The sequence below is a fragment of the Kitasatospora sp. NPDC023118 genome (assembly GCF_055560875.1).
In genome coordinates this window covers 1-21,926 of sequence record NZ_JBVHHW010000026.1, presented here as the reverse complement: position 1 = coordinate 21,926, position 21,926 = coordinate 1, and the positions used below count along the sequence as shown (strand labels likewise).

At 72.2% G+C, this 21,926-nt stretch carries 22 protein-coding genes; 16 read left to right on the top strand and 6 right to left on the bottom strand.

The window, feature by feature from the left end:
* Nucleotides 1-111: 111 nt before the first annotated feature.
* The gene (locus ACZ3UD_RS28515; RefSeq protein ID WP_465593684.1) at nt 112-1,254 is read right to left on the bottom strand and encodes an MBL fold metallo-hydrolase; all 1,143 of its coding nucleotides are present in this window, start codon (nt 1,252-1,254) and stop codon (nt 112-114) included.
* Nucleotides 1,255-1,568: 314 nt separating this feature from the next.
* Here ACZ3UD_RS28515 and fabG point away from each other — a divergent pair, with 314 nt between their 5' ends.
* Together fabG and fabI are read left to right on the top strand one after the other, a co-directional pair.
* Entirely contained in the window at nt 1,569-2,288 is a 720-nt protein-coding gene (gene fabG, locus ACZ3UD_RS28510; RefSeq protein ID WP_387627481.1) for a 3-oxoacyl-[acyl-carrier-protein] reductase, read from the top strand.
* A gap of 2 nt (nt 2,289-2,290) precedes the next feature.
* On the top strand, nt 2,291-3,058 hold the full coding sequence (fabI, locus tag ACZ3UD_RS28505) for an enoyl-ACP reductase FabI (RefSeq protein WP_465593681.1): 768 nt from the start codon (nt 2,291-2,293) through the stop codon (nt 3,056-3,058).
* A 99-nt stretch (nt 3,059-3,157) separates the two neighbouring features.
* On the opposite strand, the gene ACZ3UD_RS28500 is transcribed toward fabI, so the two are convergent.
* Nucleotides 3,158-3,832: a FadR/GntR family transcriptional regulator gene (locus ACZ3UD_RS28500; protein WP_393035407.1), complete on the bottom strand. Its 675-nt coding sequence runs from the start codon at nt 3,830-3,832 to the stop codon at nt 3,158-3,160.
* Between the two features lie 121 nt (nt 3,833-3,953).
* Here ACZ3UD_RS28500 and ACZ3UD_RS28495 point away from each other — a divergent pair, with 121 nt between their 5' ends.
* The 3 genes from ACZ3UD_RS28495 (at nt 3,954) to ACZ3UD_RS28485 (ending at nt 6,137) form a co-directional block, all read left to right on the top strand.
* A complete protein-coding gene (locus ACZ3UD_RS28495) occupies nt 3,954-5,237 on the top strand; it encodes a CynX/NimT family MFS transporter (protein WP_465593677.1) in 1,284 nt (427 codons plus the stop codon).
* A 116-nt stretch (nt 5,238-5,353) separates the two neighbouring features.
* Entirely contained in the window at nt 5,354-5,476 is a 123-nt protein-coding gene (locus tag ACZ3UD_RS28490) for an SGM_5486 family transporter-associated protein (RefSeq protein ID WP_465593674.1), read from the top strand.
* A 133-nt stretch (nt 5,477-5,609) separates the two neighbouring features.
* Nucleotides 5,610-6,137 carry a SixA phosphatase family protein gene (locus ACZ3UD_RS28485; protein WP_465593671.1) on the top strand — a complete coding sequence of 176 codons (528 nt, stop codon included), beginning with the start codon at nt 5,610-5,612 and terminating at the stop codon, nt 6,135-6,137.
* A 66-nt stretch (nt 6,138-6,203) separates the two neighbouring features.
* On the opposite strand, the gene serB is transcribed toward ACZ3UD_RS28485, so the two are convergent.
* Complete coding sequence (gene serB / locus ACZ3UD_RS28480) at nt 6,204-7,460, bottom strand: phosphoserine phosphatase SerB (protein WP_465593668.1); 1,257 nt, start codon at nt 7,458-7,460, stop codon at nt 6,204-6,206.
* Nucleotides 7,461-7,683: 223 nt separating this feature from the next.
* Here serB and ACZ3UD_RS28475 point away from each other — a divergent pair, with 223 nt between their 5' ends.
* The 3 genes from ACZ3UD_RS28475 (at nt 7,684) to ACZ3UD_RS28465 (ending at nt 12,307) form a co-directional block, all read left to right on the top strand.
* Nucleotides 7,684-10,263: an FHA domain-containing protein gene (locus ACZ3UD_RS28475; protein ID WP_465593665.1), complete on the top strand. Its 2,580-nt coding sequence runs from the start codon at nt 7,684-7,686 to the stop codon at nt 10,261-10,263.
* A 300-nt stretch (nt 10,264-10,563) separates the two neighbouring features.
* A complete protein-coding gene (locus ACZ3UD_RS28470) occupies nt 10,564-11,661 on the top strand; it encodes a GAF domain-containing sensor histidine kinase (RefSeq protein WP_465593922.1) in 1,098 nt (365 codons plus the stop codon).
* A complete protein-coding gene (locus ACZ3UD_RS28465; protein ID WP_380616127.1) occupies nt 11,654-12,307 on the top strand; it encodes a response regulator in 654 nt (217 codons plus the stop codon). The genes ACZ3UD_RS28470 and ACZ3UD_RS28465 overlap by 8 nt, the downstream gene beginning before the upstream one ends.
* Nucleotides 12,308-12,327: 20 nt before the next feature.
* Here ACZ3UD_RS28465 and ACZ3UD_RS28460 read toward each other — a convergent pair whose 3' ends face one another.
* The gene (locus ACZ3UD_RS28460) at nt 12,328-13,131 is read right to left on the bottom strand and encodes a hypothetical protein (RefSeq protein WP_465593662.1); all 804 of its coding nucleotides are present in this window, start codon (nt 13,129-13,131) and stop codon (nt 12,328-12,330) included.
* A 150-nt stretch (nt 13,132-13,281) separates the two neighbouring features.
* Here ACZ3UD_RS28460 and ACZ3UD_RS28455 point away from each other — a divergent pair, with 150 nt between their 5' ends.
* The 7 genes from ACZ3UD_RS28455 (at nt 13,282) to ACZ3UD_RS28425 (ending at nt 19,310) form a co-directional block, all read left to right on the top strand.
* Nucleotides 13,282-14,073, top strand: coding sequence for an ABC transporter ATP-binding protein (locus ACZ3UD_RS28455; protein ID WP_380616129.1), 792 nt, complete (start codon nt 13,282-13,284; stop codon nt 14,071-14,073).
* A gap of 153 nt (nt 14,074-14,226) precedes the next feature.
* A complete protein-coding gene (locus ACZ3UD_RS28450; protein WP_465593657.1) occupies nt 14,227-14,649 on the top strand; it encodes an NfeD family protein in 423 nt (140 codons plus the stop codon).
* Nucleotides 14,650-14,659: 10 nt separating this feature from the next.
* On the top strand, nt 14,660-15,712 hold the full coding sequence (locus ACZ3UD_RS28445; protein ID WP_402953204.1) for an SPFH domain-containing protein: 1,053 nt from the start codon (nt 14,660-14,662) through the stop codon (nt 15,710-15,712).
* A gap of 251 nt (nt 15,713-15,963) precedes the next feature.
* The gene (locus ACZ3UD_RS28440; RefSeq protein WP_465593653.1) at nt 15,964-16,722 is read left to right on the top strand and encodes a sulfite exporter TauE/SafE family protein; all 759 of its coding nucleotides are present in this window, start codon (nt 15,964-15,966) and stop codon (nt 16,720-16,722) included.
* 38 nt (nt 16,723-16,760) lie between these two features.
* The gene (locus ACZ3UD_RS28435) at nt 16,761-16,940 is read left to right on the top strand and encodes a DUF1272 domain-containing protein (RefSeq protein ID WP_465593919.1); all 180 of its coding nucleotides are present in this window, start codon (nt 16,761-16,763) and stop codon (nt 16,938-16,940) included.
* Nucleotides 16,941-16,974: 34 nt separating this feature from the next.
* Nucleotides 16,975-17,280, top strand: a complete 306-nt coding sequence (locus tag ACZ3UD_RS28430; RefSeq protein ID WP_465593650.1) for a 4a-hydroxytetrahydrobiopterin dehydratase — start codon at nt 16,975-16,977, stop codon at nt 17,278-17,280.
* Between the two features lie 107 nt (nt 17,281-17,387).
* Nucleotides 17,388-19,310 carry an outer membrane protein assembly factor BamB family protein gene (locus ACZ3UD_RS28425; protein WP_465593647.1) on the top strand — a complete coding sequence of 641 codons (1,923 nt, stop codon included), beginning with the start codon at nt 17,388-17,390 and terminating at the stop codon, nt 19,308-19,310.
* A gap of 66 nt (nt 19,311-19,376) precedes the next feature.
* On the opposite strand, the gene ACZ3UD_RS28420 is transcribed toward ACZ3UD_RS28425, so the two are convergent.
* Complete coding sequence (locus ACZ3UD_RS28420) at nt 19,377-19,913, bottom strand: HNH endonuclease (RefSeq protein WP_465593644.1); 537 nt, start codon at nt 19,911-19,913, stop codon at nt 19,377-19,379.
* A 291-nt stretch (nt 19,914-20,204) separates the two neighbouring features.
* Here ACZ3UD_RS28420 and tyrS point away from each other — a divergent pair, with 291 nt between their 5' ends.
* Nucleotides 20,205-21,473: a tyrosine--tRNA ligase gene (gene tyrS / locus ACZ3UD_RS28415; RefSeq protein WP_465593916.1), complete on the top strand. Its 1,269-nt coding sequence runs from the start codon at nt 20,205-20,207 to the stop codon at nt 21,471-21,473.
* A gap of 221 nt (nt 21,474-21,694) precedes the next feature.
* Here the strand turns inward: tyrS and ACZ3UD_RS28410 are convergent.
* Nucleotides 21,695-21,926, bottom strand: a 232-nt coding sequence (locus tag ACZ3UD_RS28410) for a hypothetical protein (RefSeq protein WP_465593641.1), incomplete at its 5' end; no start/stop codon positions are given.

Sequence of the window (21,926 nt, the reverse complement as noted above, 5' to 3'; positions counted from 1 at the left end):
GCGGGTGCCCACAGGGGCGCCCGTACCGCATCATTTCCCGTCCACCGGGTTTCCGGCCAGCGCATTTCGACCCGTGCGCCGCGGTTTCGGCCGACGTCTCCTACCGGGCCGTCAGGAGACGGACTCCCACCAGCCGTCCAGCTCCGGAGGGTTGTCCACGTCGACCCGCTCGCCGGGGCGCGGCACGGCCAGCGGGACGGCCTGGGCCTTGGCCTCCTTGAGCAGCCGCTCGATCGGTTCGGCCCACGGGTGCAGGCCCAGGTTGAAGGTGCACCAGTGGACCGGCACCAGCAGCCCGGCGTTGAGGTCGCGGTGGGCGAGGACGGCGTCCTCGGGGGTCATGTGGATGTCCGCCCAGGCCGCGTCGTAGGCGCCGATCTGCACCAGCGCGGCGTCGAAGGGGCCGTGCTGCTCCCCGATCCGGCCGTAGCCCTCGAAGTAGCCGGAGTCGCCGGTGTAGAAGACCTTGCGGGTGGGGCCGGCGATCACCCAGGAGCCCCACAGGGTGGTGTTGCGGGTCAGGCCGCGGCCGGAGAAGTGGTGCGCGGAGGTGAGGGTGACCACCAGCTCGCCCAGGGTGCAGGTCTCGTCCCAGTCCAGCTCGATGATCCGGTGCTCCGGGACGCCCCAGCGGCGCAGGTGGCCGCCGATGCCGAGCGGCACCGCGAAGGGCGCGGACTGGCTGCGCACCAGGCGCTTGACGGTGGCCATGTCGAGGTGGTCGTAGTGGTCGTGCGAGATCAGCACGGCGTCGACCGGCGGCAGCTCCTCCAGCTCGACCGGCACCGGGTGCAGCCGCTTGGGGCCGACGTGCGCGGAGGGGGAGCAGCGGTCGCTCCAGATCGGGTCGAGCAGCACGCGGGAGCCCTCGATCTCCACCAGCGCGGAGGCGTGCCCGTACCAGGTGATCTCCACGCCCTCGGCGGCCGGGCCGGTCGCGGCGGGGCGGACGGTGGGCACCGGGTGGGCGGGGACGCGGCCGGTGCGCTCGAACATCATCCGGCGGACGGTGGCGGGGTCGACGCCGGGGGCGCCGGTCGTGCGGGCGAGTGTCGAGGGCGCGTTGTGGAAGACGCCGTCGCGGTACTGCGGGGAGTTGCGCACCCGCTCCTCGCGCTCGCCGTCCGGGCGTCGCCCGAACGCCGCCGGCAGGTCGCGCAGCGACCAGGCGGTCGCGCCCAGGCCCGCCGCCAGGGCGGTCAGCGCGAGCAGTCGTCCGCGTCGGTGGGTGCTCCCGGGCCGTGCCTTGGTCATGCGCCCTGCCTTCGTTCGTTCCTCGCCGGGACTGTTCGGGGAAGGGTACGGGGTCCCGGTCGGTCCACACCACGGGGGCAACGGGTGCGCCCGTCCGTGGTGTTCCCGCACGGTCACCCCGATCGGGGCGGTGCCCCGGCCTGCGGGTCGTCGGAGGGAGTGCCGGGTGCTGCGGGTGCGGATTGTCGGATTGCGACAGTTCCTCTGGTGCGGCGCTGTGGGAGCCCGATGCGCCGACACCGCCGGGCGCCCGATAGCGTCACACTGCGTACGCATTCCGACGTACGTGCTCACACACGGAGAGAGGTGGATCGTTGAGCCGCTCGGTTCTCGTCACCGGAGGAAACCGGGGCATCGGCCTCGCGATCGCCCAGGCCTTCGCCGAAGCGGGCGACAAGGTGGCCATCACCAGCCGTTCGGGTGAGGTGCCCGAGGCCCTGGTGAAGTACGACGTCCTCGCGGTGCGCTGCGACATCACGGACGCCGCGCAGGTCGACGCCGCCTTCACCGAGATCGAGCAGAAGCACGGCGCGGTCGAGGTGCTCGTCGCCAACGCGGGCATCACCCACGACACCCTGCTGCTGCGGATGTCCGAGGAGGACTTCACCTCCGTCCTGGACACCAACCTGACCGGCACCTTCCGCGTGGTCAAGCGCGCCTCGAAGCTGATGATGCGGGCCAAGAAGGGCCGCGTGGTGCTGATCTCCTCCGTGGTGGGCCTGTCCGGCTCGCCGGGCCAGGCGAACTACGCCGCCTCCAAGGCCGGCCTGGTCGGCTTCGCCCGGTCGCTGGCGCGCGAGCTCGGCCCGCGCAACATCACCGTCAACGTGGTGGCCCCCGGCTTCGTGGACACCGACATGACCGCCGTGCTCACCGACGAGCGCCGCGCGGAGATCGTCTCGGGCGTGCCGCTGGGCCGCTACGCGGCGCCCGCCGAGGTCGCCTCCACCGTGCGGTTCCTCGGGTCGGACGAGGCCGCGTACATCACCGGAGCCGTCATTCCCGTCGACGGCGGATTGGGCATGGGTCACTGATCATGAGTGGAATCCTCGAAGGCAAGCGGATCCTGATCACCGGCGTGCTGATGGAGTCCTCCATCGCCTTCCACGCCGCCAAGCTCGCGCAGGAGCAGGGCGCGGAGATCATCCTCACCGCCTTCCCGCGCCCGAGCCTGACCGAGCGGATCGCCAAGAAGCTGCCGAAGCCGGTCAAGGTGCTGTCGCTCGACGTCTCCAGCGCGGAGGACCTGGCGGGCATCGCCGACCAGGTCCGCGAGACCCTGCCGACCCTGGACGGCATCGTCCACTCGATCGGCTTCGCGCCGCAGGACGCGCTGGGCGGCAACTTCCTGGACACCCCGTGGGAGTCCGTGGCCACCGCGATGCACGTCTCGGCGTACTCGCTGAAGTCGCTGACCATGGCGCTGATGCCGCTGATGCAGGACGGCGGCTCGGTGGTCGGCCTGACCTTCGACGCCCAGTTCGCCTGGCCGCAGTACGACTGGATGGGCCCGGCCAAGGCCGCCCTGGAGTCGACCAGCCGCTACCTGGCCCGTTACCTGGGCCCGCGGGACATCCGCTGCAACCTGGTCTCGGCCGGCCCGCTCGGCTCGATGGCCGCCAAGTCCATCCCGGGCTTCGGCGACCTGGCCGACACCTGGAACCACCGCTCCCCGCTGAAGTGGGACCTGAGCGACCCGGAGCCGGCCGGCCGCGCCATCGTCGCGCTGCTGTCGGACTGGTTCCCGAAGACCACTGGCGAGATCATCCACGTCGACGGCGGTCTGCACGCCATCGGCGCCTGATCTGCTGGAGCCTGATTCGCTTCAGGTCGCCGCTGCCCGGCACCCCCTCCACGGGGGTGCCGGGCAGCGGCGTTTCCCTTGCGGGCGAGTCACAGCCGCTCACGCCTCGGCGGTGGCGCAGGCGCCGATGGCGCGGCCGGCCTCGACCGAGGCGCGCTGGGCGTCGCCGGCCCGGATGGCGTCCAGGATGGTGTCGTGGCCGATGTAGCGCTCGGCGATCAGCTCGGGGCCGACGTCGTTGCGCAGGTGCGCGCGGGTGACCTCGCCGAGGTCGGCGTAGACGGCGAGCAGCACGTCGTTGTGGGCGGCGGCGACCACGGCCTGGTGGAAGGCGGCGTCGGCCTGGACGAAGTCCTCGGCGTCGCCGGAGTGCCAGGCGGCCTCGCGGCGGCCGAGCGCGGCGTCCAGCAGGCCGAGGTCACGCGCGGTGCGGCGGACGGCGGCCAGGCCCGCCGCGGAGGTCTCCAGTGCCGCACGCAGCTCGGCGACCTGCGCCTGGTCGGCGTCGGCGAAGCGGCGGTGCATCACCCCGGCCAGCTCGCTGGTGGCGAGCACGTAGGTGCCGGAGCCCTGCCGGATGTCGAGCAGCCCGTTGTGGGCGAGGGCGCGGACGGCCTCACGGACGGTGTTGCGGGCCACCCCCAGCTGTTCGACCAGCGCGGCCTCGGTGGGGATGCGCGAGCCGACGGGCCACTCCCCGGAGGTGATCTGGGCGCGCAACTGCGCGATCACCTGGTCGGACAGCGGGGTGCGCCTCGGCGATGACAGCGCCACGGGGACTCCTTGCGGCTACGGGGTGGGTGGGCCCGGGGGAAGTGGCCGGTGGATGAACGATCGGCACATCATGCCAATTCCAAGGTGCGTCAATTCATCCCATCATTCTATGATGACCTCCATGCCTCCCGCAGCAGATACCACCACCTCCCGACGAACCGAGGCCGGGCCGCAGACCGAGCGGCCCGCCGCCCCCGCCAAGTACCTCGGCTGGCTGTTCGTCGTCGCGATCGCCGCCGCCGCCTTCAACCTGCGCCCCGTGGTCACCAGCCTCGGGCCGCTGCTCGACCAGGTCCGCACCGACCTCGGGATGAACCCGACGCTCGCCGGGCTGCTCACCGCCGTCCCGTCGCTGTGCTTCGGGCTGTTCGGCTTCGCCGCGCCCACGGCGGCCCGCCGGATCGGGCCGATCGCGGTGATCACGGCCGGGATGGGCGCGATCACGGCGGGGGTGCTGGCGCGCTCCTTCGCCGGCGGCACCGCGGTGTTCCTGCTGCTCACCGCGCTCGCCCTGGCCGGTGTGGCGGTCTCCAACGTGCTGCTGCCGGTGGTGATCAAGCGGTACTTCCCGGAGAAGGTCGGGCCGATGATCGGCCTGTACTCCATGGCGCTGTCCGCCGGCACCGCGCTGGCCGCCGCCGTCACCGTGCCGCTGACCAGCGCACTGGGCGGCGACTGGCGCTACGGCCTGGGCATCTGGGCCGCCCTGGGCGCGCTCGCCCTGGTGCTCTGGCTGCCGGTGCTGATCGCCAAGCGCGAGCGCGGCGAGCACGCCGACGGCGCCGCGGCCCCCGCCAAGCTGCCGATCACCCGCAGCCGTACGGCCTGGGCGATGGCCTGCTTCTTCGGCCTCCAGGCCACCGGCGCGTACGTGGTGATGGGCTGGCTGCCGAAGATCTTCCAGGACTCCGGCGTCGACAAGGGCACCTCCGGGGTGCTGCTCGCGGTCACCATGGTGATCGGCGTGCCGGTCTCCTTCGTGCTGCCCAATCTGGCGGCCCGGCGCGGCGACCAGCGGCTGTTCGTGGTGGTGCTGGCCTCCTGCGGCATCGCCGGGTACGCCGGCCTGGCGCTCGCCCCGGCCGGGGCGCCGTGGGTCTGGGCGGTCCTGGTGGGCCTGTCCAACTGCGCCTTCCCGCTGGTGCTGACCATGATCGGGCTGCGCGCCCGGACCGCGGGCGGGGTGGCGCAGCTGTCCGCCTTCGCCCAGGGCGTCGGCTACCTGATCTCCATCCCGGGCCCGATCCTGATCGGCCGGATCTACCAGGTCACCGGTGAGTGGTACTGGCCGCTGGGCTTCCTGGCGCTGCTGCTGGTGCCGCAGATGCTGTTCGGACTGCGCGCGGCCCGGGCCCGGCACATCGAGGACGAGGCGGTCCACCCGGCGGCGAAAGTCACGGCCTGATGGTGAAGGCCAAGGCCTGATGGTGAAGGTCAAGGCCTGACGCTGAAGGTCAAGGCCTGACCAAAGCGGTGGGGCCGGGGATCGGCGGGCGTGTTCGAGGTGGGAGAATTCCGGACATGCCCGTTCTCGACCCGAATCCCACCGACGGCCGCAAGCAGCTCGGCCGTATCGCCTTCGCCTTCGCCGGCATCGTGGTGCTGGTGGCGGTCCTCGCCACCATCGCCGCCCGGATGGGCTGACCACCGCCCGTACCACCGCCGTCCTCCCGGTGACGCCCTGGCGAACGGGGCACGGTGGTACCCGCCACCCCCGGGAGTGGCGGCAACGGGAGCGTCGCGCCCCCGGGCGGCTTTTCTGCCAAGCTTGCTGGGTATGAGCGCCGAAACGCCCCGCAGGATCATCGTTCTCCGCCATGCCAAGGCCGACTGGCCGAACGGCGTGGACGACCACGAGCGGCCGCTGGCCGACCGGGGCCGCCACCAGGCCCCGGACGCCGGCCGCTGGATGGCCGATTCCGGGATCAACCCCGAATTCGTGCTCTGCTCCACCGCCCTGCGCGCCCGCGAGACGTGGAAGCTGGCCGCGCACGAGCTGCCCAAGCGGGCCCGCAGGACCGTCTACGAGGAGCGGATCTACGAGGCCAGTCCGGGCGAGATCATCGCCGTGCTCCAGGAGACCCCGGAGGAGTACGCGGACGTGGTGCTGGTCGGCCACAACCCCGGGGTGCTGGGCCTGACCCAGGTGCTGGCCGGGGACGCGGGCGACCGGGACGCGCTGGAGCGGCTGCGCATGGGCGGGTTCCCGACGGCGGCGGTCGCGGTGCTCAGCTTCTCCGGCTCCTGGAAGGGCGTCGAGCCGGGCGTGGCCCAGCTGGTCTCGTACCACACGCCGCAGGACTGAGGTCCGGAACGCACGCGAGGGGCGCGTGGATCGGATCCGCACGCCCCTCGTTCACGTCCGCAGGCCCTACTCGGTCGGGGTGCCGTCGTGCACGTCGGCCGCCTCGACCTCCTCGCGGGTGATGCCCAGCAGGTAGAGCACGGTGTCCAGGAACGGCACGTTCACCGCGGTGTCGGCGGCCTCGCGCACCACCGGCTTGGCGTTGAACGCCACCCCGAGCCCGGCCGCGTTCAGCATGTCCAGGTCGTTGGCGCCGTCGCCGATCGCCACCGTCTGCTCCAGCGGCACCTTCGCCTGCTCGGCGAAGCGGGCCAGCCAGCGGGCCTTCCCGGCCCGGTCCACGATCTCGCCGACCACCCGGCCGGTGAACTTCCCGTCCACCACCTCCAGGGTGTTGGCGGCCGCGAAGTCCAGCCCCAGCAGCTCCACCAGGTGGTCGGTGACCTGGGTGAACCCGCCGGAGACCACCGCGACCTGGAAGCCCAGCCGCTGCAGGGTACGGATCAGGGTGCGCGCGCCCGGGGTGAGCCGGACCTCCGCGCGGACCTTGTCCGTCACCGAGGCGTCCAGCCCCGCCAGCAGCGCCACCCGGGCCCGCAGCGACTCGGCGAAGTCCAGCTCGCCGCGCATCGCCGCCGCCGTCACCTCGGCGACCTGCTCCTCGCAGCCCGCGTGGGCGGCGAACAGCTCGATCACCTCGTCCTGGATCAGCGTGGAGTCCACGTCCATCACCACCAGGCGCTTGGCCCGGCGCTCCAGCCCGGCCGCCACCACCGCGACGTCCACCCGCTGGGCGGCCGCCTCCTGGGCCAGCTCGGCCCGCAACTCCTCGGTGGCCACACCCGAGACGGCCAGCTCGACCGCCGTCACCGGGTACTTGGCGAGGCGGAAGACACGGTCGATGTTGCCGCCCGCCGCGGTGATCCGGGAGGTCAGCGCGGAGACGGCGGAGGCGGTCAGCGGGTTGCCGAGCACCGTCACGTGCGAACGGCCCTCGCGGCGCGGCCGGTTGTCGCCGATGCCGGAGAGGATCTCGGCCTGGAGCTTCTGCTCGTCCGCCCAGCGGTGCACGGTGGCCCGCAGGCCGCCCTCCGCGCCGGGCGCGTGGGGCGGGGTGACCAGGGCGCACAGCGTGATGCGGCCGCGGGTGACGACCTGCTCGATGTCGATCACGTCGACGCCGAAGCCGGCCAGGGTGGCGAAGAGGCCGGCGGTGATGCCGGGGCGGTCCTTGCCGAACACCTTGACGAGCAGGGTGCGCTCGTCCGCGGTCCGGGGCTGGGCGGCGGGGAGGGGCTCAGCGGCCAAGGGCGATGCGTTCATGGTGAGTCCCACGCTACCCGTCGGCCCTCGGGCGGCGGGTACCCGTCCCACCTCGCGGGACACGGTGCGCCCCGGTTCCGGTAGCAGCCTGGTCACAGTCACCCGGGGTGACTTTCATCGGCGGACGGCGGGCTGGAATGATTCCCCCCGTCAGTCAGAGGAACAGCGCACCCCCGGGCGGGGGCCACAATTCGGGGGAACCGAGAGAGCGGGGCAGGCGAGAGTGCCGCAACTCGTCATTGATATCAACGGACAGCAGCGGACTCTGGAGCCCGGGCGGTCCTACACCATCGGGCGCAATCCGCAGTCGGACTTCCCGTTCGACGACGCCAGGGTCTCCTGGCAGCACGGGACGATCAGCTTCAACGGCAGCGGTTGGCTGCTGGACGACCACGGCAGCACCAACGGCACGTACGTGGCCGGCGCCCGCACCATGCAGGCCCAGCTGTTCCCCGGTGCCGTGGTCAACCTGGGCAACCCGGAGAACGGCCCCCGACTCGCCTTCTCGGCGCCCGTGGCCGCGGCCGCCCCGCAGCCCTCGCCGGTGCACGACGCCGCGACGGCCCGCGGCCCCGTCCCGACGCCCCACCAGCCCGCGCCGCAGCAGGCCTGGCCGGGGCAGGACCCGTACCAGCAGCAGGCCTGGCCGGGCCAGCAACCCCAGCCGCCGCAGCAGCAGTTCGTGCCGCAGCAGCAGTACGCGCCGCAGCCCGAGCACGGTGGCTTCCCGCAGCAGCAGGGCTTTCAGGCCCCGCCGCAGCACGGCGGTGGCGGCACCCCGCAGCCCACGATGATCCGCAACCTGACCTCGGCCATGCGCACCGTCAGGATCGGTCGTGCGCTGGACAACGACATCGTGGTGTCCGACCTCCAGGTCTCCCGCCACCACGCCGAGCTGCGCCAGCTGCCGGACGGCCGCTACGAGATCGTCGACCTCGGCAGCCACAACGGCATCTTCCTCAACGGCCAGCCGGTGCAGCGTCAGCTGATGGGCCCGCAGGACCGGCTGACCGTCGGCCACTCCAGCTTCGTCCTGGTGGGCGACCAGCTGCAGGAGTTCGTCGACACCGGCGCGGTCTCCTTCTCCGCCCGCCACCTGACCGTCGAGGTCGAGCACAAGGGCGCCAAGAAGATCCTGCTCAACGACGTCAGCTTCGGCGTCCCGGAGAAGTCCCTGGTCGCGGTCATCGGCCCGTCCGGCTCCGGCAAGTCGACGCTGCTGCGCGCCCTCACCGGCTACCGCCCGGCCGACCGCGGCGAGGTGCTGTACGACGGCCGCAACCTCTACAAGCAGTTCGCCGAGCTCCGCTCCCGCATCGGCCTGGTGCCGCAGTCGGAGATCCTGCACCGCGAGCTCACCGTCCGAAAGGGCCTCAAGTACGCGGCTCGGCTGCGCTTCCCCGGCGACACCGAGGCGAAGGAGCGCGACGCCCGGATCGACGAGGTGCTGTACGAGCTGCGCCTGGACAAGCGCGCCGACAACAAGATCACCGCGCTCTCCGGCGGCCAGCAGAAGCGCGTCTCGGTCGCCCTGGAGCTGCTCACCAAGCCCTCGCTGATCTTTCTGGACGAGCCCACCTCGGGCCTCGACCCGGGCATGGACCGCGAGGTCATGCAGATGCTGCGCGGCCTGGCCGACGACGGCCGCACGATCCTGGTCGTCACCCACTCGGTGGCCGAACTCGCGCTCTGCGACCGGCTGCTGGTGATGGCGCCGGGCGGCTCGGTGGCCTACTTCGGCCCGCCGGACGAGGCGCTGCACTTCTTCGGGTACGAGACCTGGGCGGACGTCTTCCAGGCCTTCGAGAACTACCCGGACCACGACTGGGCCGGCCGCTACCGGGGCTCCGTGCACTACCAGCAGTACTCCGCCCCGACCGTCGAGGCGGGCGAGGTGCAGCACGTGCAGGTGGCCCAGGAGGCCGTCAAGCCGCCCAAGCCGCAGAGCTGGGGCTCGCAGCTGTGGACCCTGATGCGCCGCTACATGTCGGTGCTCGCCTCGGACCGCGGCTTCCTGGCGCTGTCGGTGCTGCTGCCCGCGGTCATCGGCGCGGTCAGCGTGCTGATCCCCAACGAACCGGGGCTCGCGCCCAACCCGAAGACCCAGCTCCACCTCAACAACGGCGCCGCGACGATCATGCTGATCCTGGCGATCGGCGCCTGCTTCTCCGGAGCGGCCAACTCCGTCCGCGAGTTGATCAAGGAGCGGGCGATCTACGAACGGGAACGGGCGACCGGCCTGTCCCGCTCGGCGTACATGATGTCCAAGATCATCGTGCTGGGCATCTTCAGCGTGATCCAGGGCGCGATCATCTCCGCCGTCGGCTTCCTGCCGCGCAAGCTCCCCGCGCACGGCCTGATCGTCAAGAACCTGCCGATCATCGAGATGACCATCGGCATGATCCTGCTGAGCTTCGCCGCGATGATGTTCGGCCTGATGATCTCCGCGCTGGTGAAGACCGCCGAGAAGACCATGCCGCTGCTGGTCATGTTCGCCATCGTCCAGGTCGTCTTCACCGGCTGCCTCTTCCAGATCTTCGGCAAGCCCGGTCTGGAGCAGGTCGCCTGGCTGATGCCGGCCCGCTGGGGCACCGGCATCGTCTCCACCACGCTCGACCTGTCGCACCTCATGGGCCCCTGGAACAAGGACTTCCAGAACCCGAACTACGACCCGTTGTGGGACCACAGCGTCGCCCAGTGGGCGATCGACGCGGGCGTGCTGATCGCCATCTCGGTCGTGATCGGCGTGATCGTGACCCGGCTGCAGCGCCGGCACGAGCCGGAGGTCATGCAGAAGGGCTGACGGCCTTCGCTCTCAAGGGCGGCTCTCCCCACGAGGGGAGGGCCGCCCTTCGGCGTTACTCGCCCGCTCGCCCAAGGGGCGGGAGGGCCCAGCGGCCTAGGCCCCCGGACCTGCGTCCGGCGCGGCCGGGGACGGACGCGGCGGTGTCCGCGGCGGCGGTAGTTTGGCGGTATGCCCAGCACGACCGGTGACCACCGGACCCCCGCCGGCCCACTGCCCGCCTGCGACCCGCCGGCCGCCGTCGAGGCCCTCTGCGACCCGCTGACCGGCATCGAGGCCGTCAGCCAGGCGCTGCTCGCGATGAGCCGCCACCTGGAGGTCCGCGAGGTGCTGCGCCGCATCACCGCCTCCGCCCGGGACCTGCTCGGCGCCGAGTACGCGGCCCTCGGCGTGCCCGACGACCACGGCGGCTTCGCCCAGTTCGTGGTCGACGGCGTCACCGACGAGCAGTGGCGGGCGATCGGCCCGCTGCCCCGTCAGCACGGCGTGCTCGCCGAGATGCTGCACGAGACCGGCCCCACCCGGCTCACCGACGTCCGCAAGGCCCCCGCCTTCGAGGGCTGGCCCGCGGCCCACCCCGAGATGGACGCCTTCCTCGGCATGCCCGTCCTGGACGGCGAGGCCGCCGAGGACGAACCCCAGGTGATGGGCGTCATCTTCCTCGCCAACAAGCGCGGTGGCGGCCTGTTCACCGACCACGACGAGGAACTGCTGCGGATCCTCGCCGCCCACGCCTCCCTCGCGCTCTCCAACGCCCGCCTGTACGAGCGCAGCCGCGAGCTCACCCTGGCCGGCGAACGCGCCCGGATCGCCCACGACCTGCACGACGCCGTCTCGCAGAAGCTCTTCTCGCTGCGACTGACCGCCAACGCCGCCGCCAAGCTCGTCGACCGCGACCCGGCCCGGGCCCGCGCCGAACTCGCCGAGGTCGCCCGGCTCGCCGCCGAGGCCGCCGACGAACTGCGCGCCGTCGTGGTCGAACTGCGCCCGGCCGCCCTGGAGGAGGACGGGCTGAGCGCCACCCTCGCCTCCCAGGTGCAGGTCCTCGACCGGGCCCACACCGCCGATGTCGCCTTCGCCGCCGACGGCGTGCGCGCCCTGCCGCCCGCCCAGGAGGCCGCCCTGCTGCGGGTCGCCCAGGAGGCGCTGCACAACGCGCTGCGCCACTCCGGCGCCCGCCGGGTCACCGTCACCCTGGCCGGGACGCCCGCGCGCGGCGCCCTGCTGCGGGTGCGCGACGACGGGCGCGGCTTCGACCCCGAATCCGTCCGCCGGGCCGGCCGCCACCTCGGCCTGGCCTCGATGCGCGACCGCGCGGCCGCCGTCGGCGGCACGCTCACCCTGGAGTCCGCCCCCGGCAAGGGGACGCTCGTCGAGATGGAGGTCCCCGGTGCCTGAGAGCACGCCGTCGATCCGCGTCCTGCTGGTCGACGACCACCAGGTGGTCCGCCGCGGACTGCGCACCTTCCTTGAGGTCCAGGACGACATCGAGGTGGTCGGGGAGGCCGCCGACGGGGCCGAGGGCGTCGACCGCGCTCGCGAACTCGACCCGGACGTCGTCCTGATGGACCTCAAGATGCCCGGCGTCGACGGCATCGAGGCGCTGCGCACGCTCAAGGACGAGGGCAGCCGGGCCCGGATCCTGATCGTCACCAGCTTCACCGAGCACCGCACGATGGTCCCCGCGCTGCGGGCCGGCGCCGCCGGGTACGTCTACAAGGACGTGGACCCGGAGGCGCTGGCCGGCGCGATCCGCTCGGTGCACGCCGGACACGTGCTGCTCCAGCCCGAGCTGGCCGAGGCGCTGCTCTCCGACGACGGCCCGCGCGCCCCGCAGGGCCGCGGCGGCACCCTCACCGAGCGCGAGCGCGAGGTGCTCGGCCACATTGCCGACGGCCGTTCCAACCGGGAGATCGCCCGCAGCCTGCACCTGTCGGAGAAGACGGTGAAGACCCACGTCTCCAACATCCTGATGAAGCTGGACCTCGCGGACCGCACCCAGGCCGCGCTGTGGGCCGTCCGCAACGGCGAGACGCGCGGGTAGGGCCGTGGCTCAGGCGTGGCTCAGCGGTCCTCGCGCTCGTCCACCAGGGCGTTGTACGCGGCCACCTGGGCCCGGCGGGCGGTGCGCCGCAGCGGCGCCAGGACGGACTGACGCGCGGCCATCTCGGAGGCGCTGACGGCCGCGCCGTGGCCGCCCGAGGCGATCGACAGCAGGGCGGACACCTGGCGGGCCGACTCCAACACCCGGACCGCCCGCGGCGGGTAGCCGGGGGCGAGCAGTTCGGTGTGGCCGCGGCGGCGGTAGGCCTCCAGCGCGCGCAGCGCCTCCGGCCCGGCACCGGCCACGTCGAGCCGGGTGAGTAGGACGGTCGCCTCGCGCAGCCCGTCCGCGAGCTCGCGCTCGGCCTCGTGCAGCGAGGGCACGTCGGCCGGCGGGGTGTCGTTGACCTCGGCGCAGCGCCACAGCACGGTGGCCGAGCGGTCCCCTTCCGGGCCGTACACCGTGATCTCCGGCACCAGAGCGAGCGGCACGCCCACCGCGAGCACCGCCTCGCCCGCCGCCATGGCGCGCTCGTTGAAGGCCGCCGGGCCGGTCAGCCCCAGCGGGTGCCCGGTGGAGGGCAGCGCCAGGCGCAGGCCCTTCACCCCGAGCACCCGCAGCCGGCCCAGCGCCCAGGTCAGCCCGTGCTGCTCGCCCGGTTCGTCCCCGGGCAGCCCGGTGACCCGGTGGCTCTCGTCCGCGCCCAGCACGGCCGCGGCGGCGTCGTCGGGCGGCACCAGGCCGCTGAGCAGGGCGTTGCCCCAGGCGGTCAGCCGCCCCGAACGGGGCTCTTCGTACGGATTGTCGGCGGGAGTCGCGAGCATCCAGCCAGCCTACGGAATCGGCGGTCATCCGCGTGGCGTAGGTTTGCCCATGCGTGTGCGGCGCACCCACCCCGTGCCCACCGGCTGCCGGAGTAGGCTCGCCGCCCGCATCGACGGCCGAGATTTTTGTGTATTGGGGAAGGCGTAGGCATGAGCGACGTGCTGGAGCTGGTGGACGTATCCGTGGTCCGGGAGGGGCGCGCGCTGGTCGACCAGGTCTCGTGGTCCATCTCCGAGGGTGAGCGCTGGGTCATCCTGGGCCCGAACGGCGCCGGCAAGACCACCCTGCTGCAGATCGCCTCCTCGTACCTGTTCCCGACCTCGGGCAAGGTCTCGGTGCTGGGCGAGAAGCTGGGCGAGATCGACGTCTTCGAGCTGCGCTCCCGGATCGGCCTGGCCGGTGCCGCCATGTTCGACAAGCTGCCGGCCGAGCAGACCGTGCTGCAGACCGTGCTCACCGCCGCCTACGGCATGACGGTCAGCTGGCAGGAGACCTACGAGCAGTCCGACGAGGCCCGCGCCCTCGCCCTGCTCGACCGCATGGGCATGGCCAACCTCACCGGCCGCAAGTTCGGCACCCTCTCCGAGGGTGAGCGCAAGCGCACCCTGATCGCCCGCGCCCTGATGACCGACCCCGAGCTGCTGCTGCTCGACGAGCCCGCCGCCGGCCTGGACCTCGGCGGCCGCGAGGACCTGGTCCGCCGGCTCGGCGCGCTCGCCCAGGACGAGTTCGCCCCGGCCATGGCGATGGTCACCCACCACGTCGAGGAGATCGCCCCGGGCTTCACCCACGTCCTGATGATCCGCCAGGGCAAGGTGCTCACCGCCGGTCCGATCGACACCGAGCTGACCGCCCGTAACCTCTCCAAGTGCTTCGGGCTGCCGCTCACCCTGGAGCGCCACGGCGACCGCTGGTCGGCCCAGGGCCTGCCGCTGGGCTGAGGCCCCGTCCGTCCCTCACGGACCCCCCGTTCACCCCTCGCCCGTCCATCATTCGGGAGGCCGTCGGAACCGGTCGCACGTGCGACCGGTTTCCGCCCCTCGACCTGCGGGAACTGTCCGCCTCGAAGGCCCTTCGCTCCCTAGGATGGACGTGTGGACAGCTGGATCTGGTGGCTCCTGGCCGCCGCGGCGCTCGGCATACCGCTGGTGCTCACCGCGGTGCCGGAGTTCGCCATGTTCGCGGTCGGTGCGCTGGCGGCCGCCGCGGTGGCCGGGCTGGGTGGGGGAGTGGTCCTCGAAACCCTGACCTTCGTCGTGGTCTCGGTCGGGCTGGTGGTCTTCGTCGGCCCGATCGCCCGGCGGCAGCTGCGGAAGGGCCCGCAGATCAAGATGGGCATCGAGGCGCTCCAGGGCGCCACCGCGGTCGTCGCGGAAACCGTCGACGGAGAGGGCGGCCGGATCAAGCTCAACGGCGAGATCTGGTCAGCCCGCGCGCTCAATCCGGACAGCGTGTACCAGCCGGGTCAGAAGGTCGACGTCGTCGAAATCCAGGGCGCGACCGCCCTGGTCGTCTAGGGGAGAGTCCGTGGAACCCGTCCTTATCGTTTTGGTCGTCCTGGTCGTGGTGGCCTTCATCGCGCTGATCAAGACGATCCAGGTCATCCCGCAGGCCAGCGCCGCGATCGTGGAGCGCTTCGGCCGCTACACCCGGACGCTCAACGCAGGGCTGAACATCGTCGTCCCGTTCATCGACCGCGTCCGCAACCGGATCGACCTGCGCGAGCAGGTCGTGCCGTTCCCGCCGCAGCCGGTGATCACCCAGGACAACCTGGTCGTCAACATCGACACCGTCATCTACTACCAGGTCACCGACCCCCGGGCGGCCACCTACGAGGTCGCCAGCTACATCCAGGCGATTGAGCAGCTGACCGTCACCACGCTGCGCAACATCATCGGCTCGATGGACCTGGAGTCGACCCTGACCTCGCGCGAGGTCATCAACGCCGGCCTGCGCGGTGTCCTGGACGAGGCCACCGGCAAGTGGGGCATCCGGGTCAACCGCGTCGAGCTGAAGGCGATCGAGCCGCCGACCTCCATCCAGGACTCGATGGAGAAGCAGATGCGCGCCGACCGTGACAAGCGCGCCGCGATCCTCACCGCCGAGGGCCAGCGCCAGGCTCAGATCCTCAAGGCCGAGGGTGAGAAGCAGGCCGACGTGCTCAGGGCCGAGGGTGAGGCCCAGGCCGCGGTGCTGCGCGCCGACGGTGAGGCGGCCGCGATCCGGACGGTCTTCGAGGCCATCCACGACGGCGACGCCGACCAGAAGCTGCTCGCCTACCAGTACCTGCAGACCCTGCCCGAGCTGGCCAAGGGCGACTCCAACAAGCTCTGGATCATCCCGAGCGAGGTCGGCGACGCGCTCAAGGGCCTCGGCGGCGCCTTCACCGGCCTGACGGGCAACGGCGGCGGTGCCAACGGCGGCGCGGTCGCGGCGCCGAGCGTTCCGCCGGCGGCCCCGGCGGCCACCCAGGTGCCGCTCGACCCGGCGGCCGGGCCGCGGCCGGTGGACGTCGAGAAGGGTGCCGCCCGTCCCCGGGTGGACCCGGCGCGGGAGTACCGCAAGATCGACCCGGAGTGAATCGACCCGGAGTGATGTGACGGTGTCCGGTGGAGGGCCCGCTGCCTGGTGGTGGCGGGCCCTCGGCGTTTCCCGGCCCCGTGGCCGTGCGGCTGCGCGGCCCCGCAGCCGTGCCGTTGTGCGGCTGTCCGGCCGTGTGGCCGTGGCGTCCCGGCACTGTGGCGTACGTCCCGAATGGTGGGCGGGCCTGGTCGGGCCGGTGCGGGGTCCGGCATGATCCCCTCGGACAGGACCGAGAGGAGAGGTGACACATGACGCTCTGGGAGGCGCTCGCCGTCCTGGTGGCCGGCGTCGGTGCCGGGATGATCAACGTGATCGTCGGCTCCGGCACCCTGATCACGTTTCCGGTGCTGCTCGCCGTCGGCATCCCGCCGGTCACCGCCAACGTCTCCAACTCCTTCGGCCTGGTGCCCGGTTCGCTCAGCGGCGTGATCGGCTACCGCCGCGAACTGGTCGGCCAGGGCCGTCGGCTGCTGCGGATGGGCACCGCCTCGCTGCTCGGCGGGCTGATCGGCGCGCTGCTGCTGATCAAACTGCCCAGCGGGGCCTTCGACGCGATCGTCCCGGCGCTGATCCTGCTCGCTCTCGTCCTGGTGGTGGTCCAGCCCCGGGTGTCCAAGGCCGTCGCCGCCCGCCGCCGCCCCGGCGGGGACCCGGACGGCAGCCCGGTGCTGCTGGTCGGGGTCTTCCTCACCGGCATCTACGGCGGCTACTTCGGCGCCGCGCAGGGCGTCCTGCTGATGGCCCTGATGGGCATGCTGCTCCAGGAGGGCCTGCAGCGGATCAACGCGGTGAAGAACGCGCTCGCGATGATCGTCAACGGGGTCGCCGCGCTGTTCTTCCTGTTCACCTCGACGGTCAACTGGACGGCCGCCGGGCTGATCGCGGCCGGCTCACTGGTCGGCGGCCTGCTCGGCGCCAAGGTCGGCCGCCGCCTGCCGCCGACCGCGCTGCGCGGGATCATCGTGGTGGTCGGGCTCGCGGCCGTCACCAAACTGCTCGTGAGTTGAACGAACGTCAGACCGTACACAAGTCGGAGGAATACGCCATGGCCCTGGAGATGCGGGAGACCTGCGAGCGCTGCGCGGTGTCGCTGACCGCCGACGGCCCCGCCTCGATATGTTCCTACGAGTGCACCTTCTGCCCGGACTGCACCGAGGCCATGGCCGCCAACTGCCCCAACTGCGGCGGCGAGCTGGTGGCCCGTCCGCGCCGGAAGGCAGCCTGACCGGCACCCGACCGACGACACCCGGAGCGCACCGATGAGCAGCAGGGCACGGCTGAGCGAGGACGAGATCACGACGGCCCTGGCGGCCGTACCCCAGTGGGCGCGGGAGGGCGACAGCATCGTCCGCAGCGCGGACGCCCCGGACTTCCCGGCGGCGATCCGGGCGGTGGTCGCCGTCGCCGAGCAGGCCGAGGCGCTCGACCACCACCCCGACATCGACATCCGATGGCGCACCCTGCGCTTCGTGCTGTCCACCCACAGCGCCGGCGGGCTCACCGGCCTGGACTTCGCCCTCGCCGCCCGCATCGACGAGGCCTTGCGCGCCGAGTCGGCGGTCTGAGGCCCGCCCCTGCGCTGCGCCGAGGGCCCGGGCGGGGCGCCAGGGCGGGCGTGAGATGCTGACTGCCGCAATCGGCAGGCAGGCGGGGGGCCGGGAGGGACGTAACGATGGCGCAGGAGCCCCTCGGGGACGCCCACGCCCAGCAGCAGTGGTACCCCCAGGGCGGGTACTACGAGCCGCAGCAGCCGCAGGGGCAGTGGCAGCAGCCGGAGCCGCACGGGCAGTGGCAGCAGGCGCCGCAGTACGACCAGCAGCCGTACGACCAGCAGGGCGGCTACGGCCAGACCGGGTACGTCGAGGGCGGGTACGTCCAGAGCGGTTACGGCCAGGGCGGCTACGGCCAGGGGCAGTACGGCGGCCAGGAGCAGTACCAGCCGTACCAGCAGCAGTACCCGGAGTACGGGCAGCAGCCGTACGCGCCGTACGCCGCTCAGCAGCAGCAGCCGGAGGAGGCGCTGTACGTTCCGGCGGGCGCCGAGTACTCGGCCGACGGCTATGTGCACATCGAGGAGCCCGCGGCGGAGGCCGAGCCGGCCGCTGAGGAGTCCCCGGCTGAGCCCGCCGAGCCCGCCGGGTCTGCCGGGGCCACCGCGTCCACCGCGTCCACCGCGTCCACCACGTCCACCACGTCCTCGCGGGCGGCTCGGCGTGGCGGCGGTGGTGACGGCGGCTCCGGCTCCTCGCTGGTGGCGAAGGCCCGGGCAGCCGTGCTGACCGGGGAGCACGTGCCCAGCCGGCGGGCCCTGATGGTGCGGGCCGGCGCCGGGGTGGCCGCGCTCGGGGTGCTGATCACGGCCGCGCTGACGGTCGGCGCCGAGGGCGGCGGCAGCGCGTCCGCGACCAGCAGCGGTGAGCCCGGCTTCGCGGTGGCGCACACCAAGGCCTGGTCCGCGCAGCCCGTGGCCGCCACCCAGGGCGGCGGGGACGACACACTGGCCGGCAGCTGGCTGCTGGCCGACGCGGTGGTCCGGGCGGACGGCACCGGCGTGCACGCGTACGACCGGACGGCGGGCAAGCCGACCTGGTCGGTCGAGCCCCCGGCGGCCGGGGCCGTCCCGTGTGGTCTGTCGGCGGCTGTGAACCCGGCCGGGTTGGGTGCGGCCCTGTTCCGGCCGCAGGCGGATCCGAAGAGCCCCTGCACCCTGGTCGCCGCCGTGGACACCAAGACCGGCAAGACCGCCTGGACCAAGACCCTCTCGGATGCCAAGGGCGCCTACGCCGCGCGGATCGGCGTCACCGAGGACAAGGTGATCGCGGTCGGCGACGACCGGGCGGTGGCCTGGGACGCGGCCGACGGCAAGGACGTGTGGCAGTACACCGGGCAGGGCAAGTTCTGCACCCTGTCCGGCGGCGTCAGCGGCAAGACCGTGCTGGTCGCCTCCTCCTGCGCCGATTCGACCCCTGCCGACCAGGCCGTCGCGCTGAACACCGCGGACGGCAAGGTCTCCTGGTGGCGGGGCCTGAACAACTCGCCGAAGACGGTGACGGTGCTCTCCGCCGAGCCGGCCGTGGTGCTCACCACCGGTGCGAAGCCCGAGGACGACCGGGTGTTCGCCTGGGGCGCCTCCGGCGACCCGGCCGCCGAGATCCCGGTGGTCACCGACGGTGGCCGACTGGACGTCGCCCACGGTACGTTTTCGGCCACTCCGAACGTCTTCTTCGACGGCCGCACAATGGTCGCCACCCTCGTCCCGGCGAACGGCGGCGGGCCGGTGTCCGCGGTCGGCTACGACCTGGACACCGGCAAGCAGCGCTGGAAGGCACAGACCGCCGCCAAGGGAACTGTCCGGGCGGTCGCCATCGACGGCGGCTCGCTGGTACTGGCAGCCGACGAGCGCCGCGACCAGCCCGCCCGCCTCGGCCGCCTCCCGCTGGCGGGAGGCCAGGAGACGGTCGGCGGCAACTTCCCGCCCGGCACCGGCTCGCTGCTGGTCTCCGGGCGGGTCGTGATCGGCGGCGGGCAGGTGGTCGTGATACCCGAGCACTCGGCCAACTTCGGCACGGCGGCGGGCTACCAGGCGAAGGGCTGAGGCCCTTCAGCTGAGGCCCTTCGGAGGTCAGGCCTTGCGGTCGGGCCGTGGGATCGGGCTTCGCCGTCAGGCCGCCGGGACGGGCTGGAGCTGGCCCGGCACCGCCGGCAGCCAGTCGGCGAGCTCCCGGGCCTCCGAGCCGCGCAGGCCGAGCGCCAGCGTCAGGGTGGCCTGCGGCGTCGGCACGAACGGCCGCCGCAGCAGCTTCATCCCGGCCTGCTCCGGTGTCCGGTCGGCCTTGCGCTGGTTGTCCTCCGCGCACGCGGCCACGGTGTTCATCCAGCTGTCCTCGCCACCGCGCGACTTGGGCTGCAGGTGGTCCACGGTGGTGCCCCGGCGCCCGCAGTACGCGCACAGGTGCTGGTCCCGGGCCAGGACACCCCGCCTCGACCACGGGGCCTGTTGTCGGAACGGCACCCGTACGTACCGTTGCAGTCTGATCACCCGTGGCACCGGGACGGCCACGCCCGTCCCCCGGATCGAGCGCAGCGGATGTGCCTGCTCCACCACCGCCTTGTCCTGGAGCACCAGGACGACGGCGCGCTGGAGCGACACCGTCGTCAGGGGCTCGTAGCTCGCGTTCAGAACCAGCGTGTTGCGCACTCGGCACACCCTTCCCACGGGCGTGCCACGGCGGCACGACCGTCTCCACACACGTCACTGCCGCCGCACGGCGGTGGAACCACTCTGAATGGGCCCACAGCCGACGAACAACGGAATTTCCGGTATCGAGCAGGCACTCGGGGGAGCGCGCCGTGCGCCCGGTACCGCTCCTTGGGGGAAACTCGCTGGCCGGGACCGCGTAGGCTCTATCAGGCTGGAGTCGTACCGACCCGGGGCCCGACGGAATCGGGCTGGCACCGGCGGACGCCCGATCGAAGGAGAAGCGTGACCGTGACGGACATCGTCGACGAGCTGCGGTGGCGTGGGCTGATCGCCCTGTCCACCGACGAGGACGCACTGCGCAAGGCGTTCGCGGACGGCCCGGTCACGTTCTATTGCGGCTTCGACCCGACGGCCCCCAGCCTGCACCTCGGCAACCTGGTGCAGATCCTCACCATGCGCCGCATCCAGCAGGCGGGGAACCTCCCGCTCGGCCTGGTCGGCGGTGCCACGGGCCTGATCGGCGACCCGAAGCCCACCGCGGAGCGGGTGCTCAACGACCCGGAGACGGTGGCCGGCTGGGTCGAGCGACTGCGCGGCCAGATCTCGCGCTTCCTCGACTTCGAGGGCCCGTACGCTGCGCGCATGGTCAACAACCTGGACTGGACCTCCGGGATGTCGGCCATCAGCCTGCTGCGCGACGTCGGCAAGTACTTCCGCGTCAACAACATGATCGCCAAGGAGGCCGTCGCCCGACGGCTCAACTCCGACGCGGGCATCAGCTACACCGAGTTCAGCTACCAGATCCTCCAGGGCATGGACTACCTGGAGCTGAACCGCCGCTACGGCTGTACCCTGCAGACCGGCGGCAGCGACCAGTGGGGCAACCTCACCGCCGGCACGGACCTGATCCGCAAGGCCGACGGCAAGTCCGTGCACGCGCTGGCCACGCCGCTGATCGTCAAGGCCGACGGCACCAAGTTCGGCAAGACCGAGTCCGGCACGGTCTGGCTCGACCCCGAGCTGACCACCCCGTACGCCTTCTACCAGTTCTGGCTGAACGCGGACGACCGGGACGTCTCCAACTTCCTGCGGATCTTCAGCTTCCGGTCGAAGGAGGAGATCGAGGAGCTGGAGCGCGAGACCGCCGAGCGCCCCGCCGCCCGCCTGGCCCAGCGCGCGCTGGCCGAGGAGCTCACCACGCTGGTGCACGGCGCCGAGCAGTACGAGCGCGCGGTCGCCGCGTCCAAGGCGCTGTTCGGGCAGGGCGACCTGGCCGACCTGGAGGCCCCGACCCTGGCCGCCGCCCTGGCCGAGGTCCCGAAGGCCGAGGTGTCCGAACTCCAGCCGGTGGTCGACCTGTTGGTCGCCGTCGGCCTGGCGCCGAGCCGCTCGGCCGCCCGCCGGACGATCAAGGAGGGCGGTGCCTACCTCAACAACGTCAAGGTGACGGACGAGGAAGCGGTGCCGACCGAGGCCGACCTGCTGCACGGCCGCTGGCTGGTGCTGCGCCGTGGCAAGCGCAACCTGGCGGCAGCGGACCTGGTCTCGGCCGGCTGACCGGTCTGCTGACCTGCCAGTTGATCGACTGACTGAAAACGCACCCGCTCTGAGCTGCGGCTTTGAGCGCTGAGGGCCGGATCTGGACAGATCCGGCCCTCGACGTTTGACGATGTCCTCCAGGTGGCCTAGTGTTGAACGAGTCGCTGGAGCGGCCACCCCACTCAGCAAGACCCACTCTCACCTCGATGCCCATTCAGTTGGGTTCCTTGGCGTTTTCGTCAACCGGGCGTGAGTGTGAATTTCGAGTAACACTCGGAATGCGCTAAAGTGGCGGTCGCCGCAGAAAGCGGTCCCGCCAGTTCGGGAAATCGGATGAATGAAACTCCGGAAAACGGAGCGGAAAACATCTGATAAACTGGAAACACGAAAGAACGAAGCGCCCGGAGGGCCTGCTGGAAGGCGGTCCGAAGGAAGCGTCCGTTCCTTGAGAACTCAACAGCGTGCCAAAAG

Coding starts and splice junctions, on each gene's coding strand:
- ACZ3UD_RS28490 (WP_465593674.1), top strand. CDS start 5,354: ATGCCCGTTCTCGACCCGAATCCCACCGACGGCCGCAAGCAGCTCGGC.
- ACZ3UD_RS28515 (WP_465593684.1), bottom strand. CDS start 1,254: ATGACCAAGGCACGGCCCGGGAGCACCCACCGACGCGGACGACTGCTC.
- ACZ3UD_RS28430 (WP_465593650.1), top strand. CDS start 16,975: ATGAGCAGCAGGGCACGGCTGAGCGAGGACGAGATCACGACGGCCCTG.
- ACZ3UD_RS28485 (WP_465593671.1), top strand. CDS start 5,610: ATGAGCGCCGAAACGCCCCGCAGGATCATCGTTCTCCGCCATGCCAAG.
- ACZ3UD_RS28460 (WP_465593662.1), bottom strand. CDS start 13,131: ATGCTCGCGACTCCCGCCGACAATCCGTACGAAGAGCCCCGTTCGGGG.
- ACZ3UD_RS28470 (WP_465593922.1), top strand. CDS start 10,564: ATGAGCCGCCACCTGGAGGTCCGCGAGGTGCTGCGCCGCATCACCGCC.
- fabI (WP_465593681.1), top strand. CDS start 2,291: ATGAGTGGAATCCTCGAAGGCAAGCGGATCCTGATCACCGGCGTGCTG.
- ACZ3UD_RS28435 (WP_465593919.1), top strand. CDS start 16,761: ATGGCCCTGGAGATGCGGGAGACCTGCGAGCGCTGCGCGGTGTCGCTG.
- ACZ3UD_RS28425 (WP_465593647.1), top strand. CDS start 17,388: ATGGCGCAGGAGCCCCTCGGGGACGCCCACGCCCAGCAGCAGTGGTAC.
- ACZ3UD_RS28440 (WP_465593653.1), top strand. CDS start 15,964: ATGACGCTCTGGGAGGCGCTCGCCGTCCTGGTGGCCGGCGTCGGTGCC.
- ACZ3UD_RS28495 (WP_465593677.1), top strand. CDS start 3,954: ATGCCTCCCGCAGCAGATACCACCACCTCCCGACGAACCGAGGCCGGG.
- ACZ3UD_RS28455 (WP_380616129.1), top strand. CDS start 13,282: ATGAGCGACGTGCTGGAGCTGGTGGACGTATCCGTGGTCCGGGAGGGG.
- serB (WP_465593668.1), bottom strand. CDS start 7,460: ATGAACGCATCGCCCTTGGCCGCTGAGCCCCTCCCCGCCGCCCAGCCC.